The organism is Halanaerobium sp. ST460_2HS_T2 (assembly GCF_003337665.1).
Taxonomy (GTDB): Bacteria; Bacillota; Halanaerobiia; order Halanaerobiales; family Halanaerobiaceae; genus Halanaerobium; species Halanaerobium kushneri.
Genome location: NZ_QPJF01000004.1, coordinates 73058 through 87063, shown reverse-complemented (window position 1 = coordinate 87063; position 14006 = coordinate 73058). Strand labels below are relative to the sequence as shown.

Annotated in this window: 13 protein-coding genes; 12 read left to right on the top strand and 1 reads right to left on the bottom strand. The window is 33.8% G+C overall.

Annotated features, from left to right (window positions below):
• The first annotated feature begins 13 nt into the window (after positions 1–13).
• Genes pilM through DFR80_RS03070 form a run of 5 tightly spaced genes read left to right on the top strand, consistent with a single transcriptional unit; the run spans position 14 to position 4445 of the window.
• Positions 14–1090: a type IV pilus assembly protein PilM gene (gene pilM / locus DFR80_RS03090; protein WP_114489181.1), complete on the top strand. Its 1077-nt coding sequence runs from the start codon at positions 14–16 to the stop codon at positions 1088–1090.
• Entirely contained in the window at positions 1080–1589 is a 510-nt protein-coding gene (locus tag DFR80_RS03085) for a PilN domain-containing protein (RefSeq protein WP_114489180.1), read from the top strand. The genes pilM and DFR80_RS03085 overlap by 11 nt, the downstream gene beginning before the upstream one ends.
• 1 nt (position 1590) lies before the next feature.
• Positions 1591–2145: a hypothetical protein gene (locus tag DFR80_RS03080; RefSeq protein ID WP_114489179.1), complete on the top strand. Its 555-nt coding sequence runs from the start codon at positions 1591–1593 to the stop codon at positions 2143–2145.
• Positions 2135–2614 carry a hypothetical protein gene (locus DFR80_RS03075; protein WP_114489178.1) on the top strand — a complete coding sequence of 160 codons (480 nt, stop codon included), beginning with the start codon at positions 2135–2137 and terminating at the stop codon, positions 2612–2614. The genes DFR80_RS03080 and DFR80_RS03075 overlap by 11 nt, the downstream gene beginning before the upstream one ends.
• Complete coding sequence (locus tag DFR80_RS03070) at positions 2604–4445, top strand: type II secretion system protein GspD (protein ID WP_114489177.1); 1842 nt, start codon at positions 2604–2606, stop codon at positions 4443–4445. The genes DFR80_RS03075 and DFR80_RS03070 overlap by 11 nt, the downstream gene beginning before the upstream one ends.
• Positions 4446–4507: 62 nt before the next feature.
• Here DFR80_RS03070 and DFR80_RS15515 read toward each other — a convergent pair whose 3' ends face one another.
• Positions 4508–5278 (bottom strand): response regulator transcription factor, encoded by a 771-nt coding sequence (locus DFR80_RS15515; RefSeq protein ID WP_114489176.1) that lies wholly within the window; start codon positions 5276–5278, stop codon positions 4508–4510.
• 132 nt (positions 5279–5410) lie between these two features.
• On the opposite strand from DFR80_RS15515, the gene DFR80_RS03060 reads away from it, so the two are divergent.
• From DFR80_RS03060 to DFR80_RS03030, 7 genes are all read left to right on the top strand, one after another.
• Positions 5411–5995, top strand: coding sequence for a hypothetical protein (locus DFR80_RS03060; RefSeq protein WP_076543629.1), 585 nt, complete (start codon positions 5411–5413; stop codon positions 5993–5995).
• Between the two features lie 180 nt (positions 5996–6175).
• Entirely contained in the window at positions 6176–7057 is an 882-nt protein-coding gene (ilvE, locus tag DFR80_RS03055) for a branched-chain-amino-acid transaminase (protein WP_076543628.1), read from the top strand.
• Between the two features lie 109 nt (positions 7058–7166).
• A complete protein-coding gene (gene ilvD / locus DFR80_RS03050) occupies positions 7167–8822 on the top strand; it encodes a dihydroxy-acid dehydratase (RefSeq protein WP_114489175.1) in 1656 nt (551 codons plus the stop codon).
• Positions 8823–9227: 405 nt separating this feature from the next.
• Entirely contained in the window at positions 9228–10898 is a 1671-nt protein-coding gene (gene ilvB / locus DFR80_RS03045) for a biosynthetic-type acetolactate synthase large subunit (RefSeq protein WP_114489174.1), read from the top strand.
• A 3-nt stretch (positions 10899–10901) separates the two neighbouring features.
• Positions 10902–11387, top strand: coding sequence for an acetolactate synthase small subunit (gene ilvN / locus DFR80_RS03040; protein WP_076543625.1), 486 nt, complete (start codon positions 10902–10904; stop codon positions 11385–11387).
• 30 nt (positions 11388–11417) lie between these two features.
• Positions 11418–12404 (top strand): ketol-acid reductoisomerase, encoded by a 987-nt coding sequence (gene ilvC / locus DFR80_RS03035; RefSeq protein WP_114489173.1) that lies wholly within the window; start codon positions 11418–11420, stop codon positions 12402–12404.
• 31 nt (positions 12405–12435) lie between these two features.
• Positions 12436–13956, top strand: coding sequence for a 2-isopropylmalate synthase (locus tag DFR80_RS03030; protein WP_114489172.1), 1521 nt, complete (start codon positions 12436–12438; stop codon positions 13954–13956).
• Positions 13957–14006: the final 50 nt, after the last annotated feature.

Genomic DNA, 14006 nt, shown 5'->3' with positions numbered 1-14006 from the left:
AGGTGTCTGAATTATGTTTTTCAAAAAGAAGAATTTTACCTGTATAGATATTGGAAATCATAATATTAAAGTAGTAAACTTAAATGTTGATGGAGAAAAATTAAAATTAAATGATTTAGCGATTAAAAGAATTCCAAATGAAATTGTAAAAAATGGTATTATAATTGATTATGCAATAGCGGGTGCTGAGCTAAAAGAAGTTGTTAATTCAATGAAAAATATCTCCAAAAATATAATAACTACAATACCAAATAGAGATTTATTAATTAGAGAAGTAGAAATTCCACTTATGAAAGATAATGAAGTTAAAGAATCTTTAAAATGGGAAATAAATGATGAACTACCTTATGATGTAGAAAATGCTGTATTTGATTATGAATTAGTAAAAAAGTTTAAAGATAAGTTAAAGTTTATGGTTATAGTTGTTAAAAAAAATATTTTAAAAAATTATCTTTCAATATTAGAGAAAGCTAACTTAAAAGCTAAAGTTGTTAATATTCAACCAATGGCATTACTTTCAATCTTAGAATATAGTAATCTACTAAATAATTCAGAGATAATTGTAGATATAGGTTCTTTTTCATCTCAAATTACAATAGGTAATAAAACCGAGATTTTCCTTTCGCGAACAGTAGACATTGGAGGAATAAATTTTACAAAGATTTTAATGGATAACAAAAATTTAGATTATAAGACTGCAGAAAATGAAAAACACGATTTGAATTTAGATACTGAACTTAGCGAAAAAAATGATTATAATTTAAATTTAGATGCAGGAATTAATTATAATTATCAATTTGTATCATCAGTTAATGATCTAGCTTCTGAAATTAATAGATCTATTGAATTTGTTCAAATGAAAAATAGAGAGCTTAAGTTTGACAATATTTATATAACTGGTGGTGGGTCTAAACTTTCAGGTTTGAAAGATGAATTAGGAAAAAATATATCACAAAGCTTAATTACTCTTAATAATTATAAAATGATTAATATGAATTCTAAAATAGAAGAACAGTTTAGAAATAATAAAGCAGAATTTGCAGTAGCTATTGGCCTTGGAATTAGTGAGGTGATGGCAGATGAGGATTAATCTGATTAAAGAAGAAAAAAAGCAGATAAGCTTTGATTATTTTGGAGTGGGAATCCTTTTAACAATTTTAATTCCAATTATGATGATTGGAATAATCCAGTATTCATTAATTTCTGAGAAAAGAAATGTGCAGGCAGAGATAAAACAGATCGAAAGTCAGCTGGATATTTATCTGCCTTTAGAAAGAGAATTCAAGGAATATGAGGAAATCATAACTGCTCTTAAAGAAACCCCTACTGTTCCTGGTTACAGCTGGGACGGACCAATTGAAGCTCTCGGTTATATAACACCTCTAAGAGGGGTTATTGATAATTTTTCTTTAAGACAAAAGACTTTAAATATCAGAGGCAGAACCAGAATAGGGGAAGAGCTGCAGGAATTCAGACAGGCCTTAATCAATTCTCCTTATTTTATCAATGTGAAATTGGATACTTTGGAAAAACAGGAGGTAGTAAATTTTACTATTACTGCTGACTTAGTTAGAGAGGAGGGCGAATAAAATGTTTAAGGATTTAAGCAGAAGAGAAAAAGTATTATTAATTTTGGCATTTTTAATTGCCCTCTCAGCTATTTACTATTTCTATTTTTATGAGCCTTTAAAAGCAGAAATTGGAGTCTTAGAAAATGAGAGGAATAACAGGCAGAATCGCTTAGATATAGCAATGACTTTTGCCAGTAGACTGCCGGAAATCAAAGATGAATATAGAGAAATAATAGCTGAGTTAGAAAGTAGAGGCGAGTATATAGATAAGGATGTAATTAATCTTTTAATTGATTTTAGAGAAATTGCTCGTGAGAATAATCTTTCTTTAACTCTATTTAGACCAAGAGAAAATGAAGGGGATATTTCGATGGCAGTAAATATCAGTGGTGGTTTTAGAGAAGCCAGCAGTCTTTTAGAAGCCTTTAAAGACTGGAATTACTGGTTTGAATTTAGAGATGTTAATATCAGCCGGAATGCAGAGGGTGTTTTACTTTCAATGACAGTGCTTTATCATGACCGTCTTGTAGATCAAGAACTACTTCGTAAGGGGGTTGAGACAGATGAAGGATAAATTATTAATGATTTTTATTATATTGTTTCTAACTTTTTGCTTTTCTTTCTCTGTGCTTGCTCAAAATCAAAATGGAGAAATCTATAGTGGAAAAGAATTTAGAAATCCTTTTGTAGAATATATTGACCCCGTACCTGAGATGCCTGTTGAAAGCAATAGCGTTCAAGCAGAAGAGCAGTCTGACAATCAGACCCAAAACACAGCTGCAGAGCAAAACAGAAAACCGGCACCACCTAAAATAACAGTTGAAGATGTAAGAAGGGAACTTCCATTTTCTTTAAATGGAATTATCAGCAGTAATAAAGAAAAAGTTGCACTGCTAAATACCGGAGGAAGTATGAAACTTATCCGTGGGAATTATAAAGAAAATGATTATCAGATTATCTCTATAGAAAAAGAAAGTGTGATAGTTCAAAATCGCGGATTTAAACTTCGGTTAAAGATTGGAGGGGAAGTTGATGAAATATAAAAAGAGATTACTTATTTTTACTTTGGTTTTTGTTTTTGCTTTTTCCTTGGGGGTTATGGCAGGACCACAGGATAAGATTGAAAATATGTCTTTTAAAAATACTGAGGTTGTAGATGTTTTACGTGCCATTGCAGAAGTTGCAGATGTTAATTTAATTACTGACAGTAACGTATCAGGTAATATTACAGTTAGTCTAAAAGATATTACGTTTGAAAAATCTCTTGATTTAATTACTCAAACTCGAGCGTTAAGCTACAAATGGGACGAAAATACTGTCGTGGTTGCGGCTCCTGAAAGACTTGATAGTATTTATGCAAATATTAAAACAGAATTTGTAAAGGTGGAATCTGCTGACTTTGATAATATTGGGACTATTGTTAAAGATATTTTCCCTGAAACTCAGATTACAGCTGACTCAGTTAGAAGACAATTTATTTTAAAAGGTGAAGAATCAAGGATTAATGAAATTAAGGAAATGATTAATCGACTTGATTCGTCAGCAGTGATTCAGGAAAAGAAAGAAAAAGAAATTGCCCAGGCAGAATCTGTAAAAGCTGCTGAGGAAGCCAAAGAAGAAAAGTATACTAATAGTTATCAGGTTATTAATGCTGAAATAGCAGATTTAAGTGATAAATTAAAAAATATTAATTCTAAACTTTCAATTAGATCAAATCCTTTAACAAATAAAATTATTATCAGTGGAAATAAAGAAGATGTAGAAGCTGCAATCTCAATGGCCAAAACTTATGATAATAGTTTAGAACCAGAAACAAGAAATATACGAGTTGATTATGTTGATACAGAACAGATTACCGAAATAGTGGAAAAATTTTATCCAGATATTAAGCTTCATGTTAATGCAAAGCGCAAAGAGATAATAATTAATGGAGCCAAAAATAAGTTGAATAATGTAGTGAATCTTGTTAAAAAAATTAATGTACCTCAGTATCAAGTAATGATTGAAATTAGAGTAGAAGAAATTGGAGCTGATTTATCGAGAGAGATTGGTATTGACAGTCTCGAAAACTTTTCAACAATAGAATTTGAAAAAGATTCTGATGGAAATATTGATGGAATTAATTATACCTGGCCAGAGTTATTTAGACTTTTAGATCAGAACAGTAATTCTGTAACATTAGCAAATCCTCGATTAATGACTTTAAATGGGGAAGAAGCTACTATGTCTATTTTAGATGAAGAACCATATCCGGTAAAAGAAATAAACGATGATGGTTCAAGCAGTATAACTTATGAATATGCTGAAGCTGGAGTAAAAGTTCTATTTACTCCCTGGATAACTGAAAATAATGAGGTCGAGTTAAGTATTGAACCTGAAGTGAGTAATTTTACAAGAATTAATCCTGATTCACAGGTTCCACCTGCTACCAGTACTAGGAGTGTAAAAACTAAATTAAGATTACAGGATGGTGAAATGTTTGCCATTGGAGGTTTAATTCAAACCGAAAAAAATGGTTCAGTAACCAAAATTCCATTACTTGGAGATATACCTATTATAGGAGAACTATTTAAGTCGAGGTTGGATGAAAATGATAGAACAGAGTTAATTATTTTTGTCAGGCCCAAAATATTAAAACATGGAGAAGGAATTAATAATTCTAAACATTTAATTTCTACCGATTTGAATCTTAATGAAGATCCAGAAGATAATAAAAATGAAAAGGTTAATAATAAAAATGAAGTAAATCTCGAAAAAAATAAATCTAATGAAAAAACTAAAGATGAAATACTTGAAGAATATAGTAACAAGTCTGAAAAGGAATTTGAGGAGTTAACTCCTGAAGAATTAGAAGCGATTTTAAATAAAGAATAAAAAAGACTTAATAATAAATTAAGCATCGATATATGATAATTTAAATTTATTTGATGATAATATTAAAATTTAAAAATCATAGAAGTAAGTTCAGTTCTGTTATTCACCTCAGTTTTATTAAAAATATTACTGAGGTGTTTTTTTATTGTATTTACTGAAATAAAAAGATTTTCAGCTATTTCCTGATTATTTTTACCTTCAATAAGTAATTTTAAAACTTCCCTTTCTCTATTAGTAAGATTGTACCTATTGGCTGCGATTTTCAATAAACTATTTTTTCTCTTAGTCTTTTTATTTTTTAAATTTTCAATGGTAAATAATTTGTGTAAATGGTTAGAGCATTGCTTACTTATTAATTCTAAATAAATTAAATCAGTTAAAGTAAAATTGTTATCTTTCTGGCTTCTAAAAAGGCTTATTGTTCCCAACAGTTTATTTTCAAAATGAATATCTATTCCACAGGAGTAATAAAGATTATTTTTAGCCAGAAAATCATTGAAGTATTCTGTTTTACTCCAACTTTTATAATTCATTAGATCAGTGCTTCTAATTGGTTCAACTTGATTAAAGGCAATTTTTCTTATGTCGTCAAGTTTATGGTAATAATCATTATAGGAATTAAGTGCCAATTTACTAATATTAAAACAAATTGGATCCTGTAATAAATCTTCATTTTCATCAAAAAGAAAAAAATTAGCTCCATAAAAAGGAATTATATTATTTAATTTTTTTAAAAAATTATAAGAATAGAATTGAAGATCAACTATTTTACCTGTTTCATAAATAAAATCAAATAAAAGTTTCCAGTTTATTTCTTTTTGATTAAAACTCATAAATATCTCTCCTAAAATATAATACTTTTGGGTAATATTAATTTAAAATATAAAATGTTATACTTTATACAATATATAATATAATTCAGGATTTTCGACAAAATTCCTGCAAAAAATAAAGGGGGAGTATTTATGAGAAAAAAATTACTTGTAGTGGGCTTAGTTTTATTATTTAGTATTCTTTTAAATAGTGCTGTTTATGCACAAATTGGGGGTTTTTATGGTTTAGATTCAATTTTGATGTCTGACTGGCAGTTAGATTATATTAAACCATTAGATCCAGGAGATCTTAAAAAAGGAGAATATAGATTTAGTCCTATTATTGGACGAATAAAGACTGGAAGAAATGAATATGATTTTACAACTTCTACAGAAGACTATAATTATGATAATACTACCACTGCATATATTTTAGTCTTTGATACGGCTCTATCTGATAATTTGAGTCTACACAGCAAATATGCATATCAGCCGTGGGAAACATATACTTATGATGACTATAGAAATATAGATGAGTCGAGAGGAAGTCTTTTAGATCTTTTTATCAATTATGAGTTCAAAGAAGATAAGACAATGTTTTTTGGTTATAATAGAAGTCTAAGTAATGACAGAGATTATAATAACTCAGATGAATTAATTGATGAAACAGAGTCTTTAAATAATATTTATTATTTAGGTTTTGAAATTAGAGGCTCATTTGCTAATGAAAAAGAATAAATAATTTTTAAAATTACTGCTCCCTTAACCGGGAGCTTTTTTCTTATCCTAAAGCTTGACTTTTCAAAATGAAAACTATATAATTTATAGACAATAAATATTAAATATAATGCTATCTCTATAGTAAAAAAGCTGACAGTTTTATTAAAAAATAAAAATAAATTTAAGGAGGACAAAGTAGTGAGCAGAAATATTTATTTAAACGGAGAGATTGTTCCGGAAGATCAGGCAAAGGTTTCAGTTTTTGACCATGGTTATTTGTATGGTGATGGTATTTTCGAAGGGATTAGAGCCTACAGTGGTCGAGTTTTTATGATGGATGAACATATTGAAAGATTATATGAGTCAGCAAAAACAATTATGCTTGATATTCCATTGAGTAAAGAAGAGATGGAAGCAGCTATTTTAGAAACAATTAGAGCTAATGAATTAAGGGATGCTTACATAAGAGTAGTAGTTTCACGTGGAAAAGGAGATTTGGGTTTAGACCCCCGTAAGTGTCCAAAGCCAACAGTTGTAATTATTGCCAGTGCTATTCAGCTTTATCCAGAAGAACTATATGAGACAGGTTTAAAACTTGTTACAGTACCAACACGTCGGAATGGTCCGGAAATGGTTAATCCCCGAATTAAATCTTTAAATTATTTAAATAATATTATGGCGCGAATTGAAGCCAATATGCAGGATGCACCGGAGGCTATTATTTTAAATAGTGATGGTTATGTTGCAGAATGTACGGGTGATAATATCTTTATCATTGATGGAGAGACTCTTTATACTCCACCTAAATATGCGGGTATTTTAAAAGGAACTAAAAGAGAAGTAGTACTTGAAATAGCTGAAGAAATGGGATTAGAAGTTAGAGAAGAGCTATTTACAAGACATGACATTTTTACCGCAGATGAATGTTTCTTAAGTGGAACTGCAGCCGAAGTTATTCCGGTGGTAGAGGTAGATAGTCGTAAAGTAGGAAATGGTGAAGTTGGAGCAAAAACAACCAAACTAATTGCAAAATTTAGAGAAATTGCAAATTCCACTGGAAAAGAAATTTATACTGATTAGTCTGTCAGGTGGGCCTTTAATAATTAAGTATTAATATATGAGATATATTCTAAATAATGAATATAAATAAGCTTTTCAGAAAGAAGTTAGTAGATTAAGGAGGAAAAGAATGAGAAGTGATAAGATAAAAAAAGGTATCGAAAGAGCCCCTCATAGATCATTACTTTATGCTCTGGGACTCGACGATAATGACATAGATAAACCTTTAATCGGGATTGCCAACTCGGCAAATGATATAATTCCCGGTCATAAACATTTAGACAGAATTAAAGATGCTGTTGAACATGGAATTACTGCAGCTGGTGGTACAGCTCTAACTTTTGGTACTATTGGAGTCTGTGATGGAATTGCGATGGGCCATAGTGGAATGCATTATTCTCTGGCCAGCAGAGAAATAATTGCAGATTCAGTGGAAGCAGTGGTTAATGGACATCAGCTGGATGGGCTGGTTTTAATACCAAACTGTGATAAAATTGTACCTGGAATGATGATGGCAGCAGCTCGACTTGATATTCCGGCAATTGTAATCAGTGGTGGACCAATGGAAGCAGGCAGCCACTGTGGTAATGCCATTGACTTACACAATGTCTTTGAGGCGGTCGGTTCTGTTACTTCCGGTAAGATGGAGGAAGAAGAGCTGGATCAGATAGCCCGTTCTGCTTGTCCAGGAGTTGGCTCCTGTGCCGGGATGTTTACAGCCAATTCGATGAACTCTCTGGCTGAAGTATTAGGGCTGGCTTTACCGGGTAATGGAACAATTCCGGCTGTTAAGGCTGATCGAATTAGACTGGCTAAAGCTGCTGGAAGAGCAGTAATGAAACTGGTGGAGAAGGATATTCGACCTTCTGATATTTTAACAGAAAAATCATTTGAAAATGCAATTACTGTTGATATGTCCCTGGGCTGTTCAACAAATACAGCTCTGCATCTGCCGGCAATCGCCCATGAAGCAGGAATAGATCTTCCTTTAGATAAGTTTAACGAGATTAGTGATCAGGTGCCTCATATCTGTTCTCTAACTCCAGCCGGTAAAAATCACATGGAAAACTTAAATTCAGCTGGCGGTATCCATGCAGTTATTAATGAGCTGGTAAAAGGTGATCTAATTAATTTAGATACAGTTACTGTTACCGGGCAATCACTGAAAGAAAATTTAAAAGCTATTAATTTTGTAGATCATAATATTATTCGTTCTTTAGATAATCCTTATCATGATCGAGGTGGACTTGCTATCTTAAAAGGTAATTTGGCTCCAGAAGGTTCGGTTGTCAAAAGAGCAGCGGTAGCGGATAATATGATGTCCCATCGGGGACCAGCAAGAATTTATAATAGTGAAGAAGAATCAATTGCTGCTATTAATAATGGAGAAATTAATCCCGGTGATGTGGTAGTTATTAAAAATGAAGGTCCTAAAGGAGGACCGGGAATGAGAGAAATGCTCTCACCTACTTCAGCTCTGGCTGGAATGGGCCTTGATGATAGTGTGGCTTTAATTACTGATGGTCGTTTCTCAGGCGCTACCAGAGGAGCAGCAATCGGCCATGTATCGCCTGAGGCAGCTGCCGGGGGACCAATAGCGGCTCTAGAAGAAGGAGATATTATCCATATCGATATGGATAAATTTATTCTGGAAGTAGAGTTATCAGAGGAAGAATTAGCAGCCAGAATGGATAAAGTAGAACCATTTGTCCCGGATATCAGCGGTTATTTAAAGCGCTATGCAAAATTAGTAGGTTCAGCTTCTAAAGGAGCAGTACTTGATTAAAAGTATTATATAGTCTAAAATGTAATAAATATCTAAAAAATCAAAGATATTTTGTGAAAATGATTGATAAAAGTATCATAATTTAGTATAGTAAAAATATAAATAGAATATTAAATGAAGTTATAAGAATAGCAAGCAGTAGAGAAGGGTTGGCTTCATTTAAGAATTTTATTAGTCGAAATAGGAGTTTAGTTTTTTTAATCTAGGATTAAAGAAGCTGAAAATTACTGAAATTTTATTTTAAATAATAAACAAAGAAGAAGTTTATTTAATTTTCAGTTAATTTAAACCCGGTTTTCGATTATAGATTCTTAGATAATTTTCTGCCCTGGATAATTGTATTCAGGGCTATTTTTGTATCTATTTATAATTTTAATTTTTCAAAATCACAGCGGAGGTGAATCTATGCCAAAATTAAATGGTGGAGAAATAATTATTGAATCATTAAAGAAAGAAAATGTTGAAGTTGTATTTGGTTATCCTGGAGGTGCTGTTATTAATCTCTATGATGCTCTTTACAATTCAGATTTAAAACATTATCTGGGAAGACATGAACAGGGAGTTGTTCATGCGGCTGATGGTTATGCTCGCAGCAGTGGAAAAGTTGGAGTCTGCATTGCAACTTCTGGACCAGGAGGAACAAATTTGGTTACAGGACTGGCCAATGCTCAAATGGACTCTGTGCCCTTAGTAGCATTTACAGGTCAGGTTTCCAGCTCTTTAATTGGAAAAGATGCCTTTCAGGAAGCTGATATTACGGGTATTTCCCTACCCATTACCAAGCATAATTTCTTGGTCACAGATATTAAGGATCTGGCAAGAACAATTAAAGAAGCTTTTTATATTGCCCGTACAGGGAGGCCAGGACCGGTACTGATTGATCTGGCCAAGGATGTAACACAGGCGGTTACAGAGTTTAAATATCCTGATCGAGTTAATCTACCTGGTTACAGACCAACTTTCGAAGGACATAAACTGCAGATTAATAAGGCAGCTAAAGCAATCAATAATGCAAGTCGTCCACTTTTATATGTAGGTGGAGGAGCGGTTATCTCAGGGGCAGAAAAGGAATTACGAGAAATGGTCGATAAAGCCAAAATCCCTGTAACCACAACTTTAATGGCACTTGGTATTTATCCGGAGGATCAACCTCTGGCCCTGGAAATGCTGGGAATGCATGGTACTCAATATGCAAATAAGGCGACTCTGGAGACCGACCTTTTAATCGCAGTTGGTGCTCGTTTTGATGATCGAGTAACCGGTAAATTGGATGAATTTGCTGCTCAGGCAGATATAATTCAGATTGATATTGATCCAGCAGAAATAGGGAAAAATATTGATGTAGAAATTCCAATTGTGGGGGATGTAAAGACAGTACTTAGAGAACTGCTTCCTCATATAGAAGCGAAAGAAAATGGAGTCTGGCAGCAGCGGATCAAAGAGCTTAAGGAAAATTATCCACTAAAATATGAAGATGATGGTTCAGAGACTATAAAGCCTCAGTACATTATGGAAGAAATTGATAAATACACTAATGGTGATGCAACTATTGTCACTGAAGTTGGTCAGCATCAGATGTGGGCGGCTCAGTTCCACAAATATAAAAAGCCACGTCAATTTATCACTTCCGGAGGACTGGGGACAATGGGCTATGGACTTCCGGCCGCAATCGGAGCTCAGATTGGACAGCCGAAAGAAAAGGTTGTGTTGATTGCAGGAGATGGCAGTATTCAGATGAATATTCAGGAACTTGGAACAGCTCAGGCTTACAATATTCCGATTAAAGTAATTATTTTTAACAATAAATATTTAGGAATGGTCAGGCAGTGGCAGGAAATATTCTTTGAAAAAAGATATTCTTCTACAAAGATTCCGGCTCCTAATTTTGTTAAGATGGGAGAAGCTTATGGGATCTGGTCTAAGTCTGTGGATAAAAAATCAGAACTTGATAGTGCCTTAAAGGAAGCCATGGAGCATCAGGGACCGGCTATTTTAGATGTACACATTCCGGAAGAAGAAAATGTCTATCCAATGGTACCAGCAGGTGCCGGCTTAAAAGATATGATAGGGGGATAATTTATGACACATATTTTATCAGTTTCCGTACTTAATAAGCCCGGTGTTTTAACCAGAATTGCCGGACTCTTTAGTCGGCGGAATTTCAATATTGAAAGTTTAAATGTTGGTAAAACAGAAAATCCTGAGATTTCAAGGATGACAATTGTAGTTCAGGGTGATGAGAAAGTATTAGAGCAGGTAACCAAACAGCTGCACAAGCTGATTAATGTTTTAAAAATTACTGAACTTGACAAAAATTCTATTGTGGAAAGAGACTTAATTTTAATCAGAGTTAAGTGTACTCGCAAACAGCGATCAGAGATTATCCAGATTGCTGACACATTTAGGGCTCAGATTGTTGATGTAGCACCTGATAGTTTAATGATTGAAGCCACAGGTACTGAAGATAAACTGGAAGCTTTAACGGAACTTTTGAGGGATTTCGGTATAGCAGAATTTGTAAGAACAGGAATAGTTGCCTTAAGTAGAGGACAGGCAGCTAAATAAAATATAAGAACATAAAAGGAGAAGATAAGAATGGAAATATATTACGATAAAGATGCAGATTTAAAGTACTTAGAGGATAAAGTAGTAGCAGTTATTGGTTATGGTAGTCAGGGACACGCTCAGGCTCAGAACTTAAAGGATAGTGGAGTTAATGTTGTAGTTGGTTTAAGAAAAGAAAGCTCAAGCTGGCCGGTAGCAGAAGAGGATGGCTTTGAAGTTTTGACTACTGCAGAGGCTGCAGCAAAGGCGGATCTAATTCAAATTTTAATTCCTGATATCAAACAGGCTACAGTCTTTAAAAATGATATTGAACCTAATTTAGAGGAAGGAAATGCCCTGGTGTTTTCCCACGGTTTAAATATTCATTATGATCAGATTGTACCACAGAAAAATATTGATGTCTTTATGGTAGCTCCTAAATCACCAGGTCATTTAGTTCGTCGTCTTTATGAAGATGGTAAGGGTGTACCAGGATTACTTGCTGTTTATCAGGATTATACAGGTAAGGCTTATGAGCTTGGTTTAGCCTATGCAAAAGGAATTGGCTGTACTCACGCTGGAGTTATTGAAACAACCTTTAAAGAAGAGACAGAAACTGATCTCTTTGGAGAACAGGCTGTTTTATGTGGTGGTACAACTGCACTTGTAAAAGCCGGTTTTGAAACTTTAGTTGAAGCAGGTTACCAGCCAGAAATTGCTTATTTTGAAGTTTTAAATGAGCTGAAATTAATTGTTGATCTGATGTTTGAAGGTGGAATTTCTACTATGAGAGATTCTATTTCGGATACAGCTCAGTACGGAGATTTGATATCTGGACCAAGAGTAATTGATGAACATGTTAAAGAAAACATGCAGGCTGTATTAGAAGATATTCAGTCTGGTAGGTTTACTAGAGAATGGATTTTAGAAAATCAGGCAAATCGTCCTGTATTTAATTCCTTAACAGAAAAAGACGAAAATTCTCAGATCGAAGCAGTTGGACGTAAATTAAGAAAGATGATGTCCTGGATTGATTAGTTAGCAGGACAGATAAAAGGTGGTGAATATGATGGCAGGTGTTAAAATATTTGATACAACATTAAGGGATGGAGAACAGTCTCCAGGTGTGACTTTAATTCCCGAAGAAAAGCTGGCAATTGCCAAACAGCTGGCCAAGATGAAAGTTAATGTGATTGAAGCTGGATTTCCTATTTCCTCAGATGGAGATTTTAATGCAGTTAAAATGGTAGCTGAAAATGTAAAAGGTGTTGAAGTAGCAGCTCTGGCTAGATGCCGCAAAAGTGATATTGATCGAGCCTGGGAGGCTGTGCAGCATGCTGAAAACCCCAGGATTCATGTTTTTATTGCATCTTCGCCAATACATTTAGAATATAAATTACAGATGTCAGAAGATGAAGTATTAAATAATGCGGTGGAAGCTGTTAAATATGCGGCTCAGTATACTGATAATATTGAGTTTTCAGCAGAGGATGCCTCTCGCACAGGTACTGATTTTTTGGCCCGACTTTTTGAGGCAGTAATTGATGTTGGTGCAAAAGTAATTAATATTCCGGATACTGTTGGTTATGCAGTACCCTCAGAATTTGGTCAGTTGATCAAGGATGTTAAAGAAAAGACTCCTAATATTGATCAGGCTGAAATTAGTGTTCACTGCCATAATGATCTGGGGCTTGCAGTGGCCAACTCTCTGGCAGCTATTGAGAATGGGGCAAGTCAGGTAGAAGTTTCAGTTAATGGCATTGGTGAGAGAGCCGGAAATGCTGCTCTAGAAGAAATTGTGATGGCCTTATATACCAGACAGGATTATTATAATCTGGATATAACTCAGGATACAACTCAAATTGCTCGTCTCTCTAAGTTAGTAGCTAATTCGACCGGTATTACTCTGCAGGCCAATAAAGCAATTGTAGGAGCTAATGCCTTTGCTCATGAAGCAGGAATTCATCAGGATGGTGTGATCAAGGAAAGAACTACCTATGAGATTATGGATGCAAAAACCATTGGTCTTGACCATAACAAACTGGTTTTAGGTAAACATTCCGGACGTCATGCTCTAAAAGATTTTCTGGAAAAATATGATTATGAACTTGATCAAGAGAGCTTTGAAAGCTTTTTTAAGCGGTTTAAAGATCTGGCTGACAAGAAGAAAAATGTCAGTAATGCAGATATCATTGCTCTTCTGGATAATGAACTCTATGATTACGAAAAGATATATGAAATGGAGTATATATCAGTATTAACAGGTAAGGGACTACTCCCAACAGCTACAGTTAGACTGAAAAAGGAAGGCGAAATTATTCAGTCGGCCGCCTGTAATGGCGATGGCCCGGTAGATGCAATTTTCCAGACTATCAATGAATTAACTGGTATTGAAGATATTAAACTGATGTCTTATAAGATTGATGCGGTTACAGAAGGTAAAGATGCACTGGGAGAGGCTTTTATTGCTGCCGAAATTGATGGCAAAATTTTTACTGGTCACTCATCTCAGACTGATATTACAGAAGCCAGTGCAGCCGCCTACATTGAAGCAATTAATAAGTATCTTGTTTATACTAAAAATAAATAAAATCAAAACAGCCTGAGATTACTCGGGCTGTTTAAGAATATTTTAAAAAA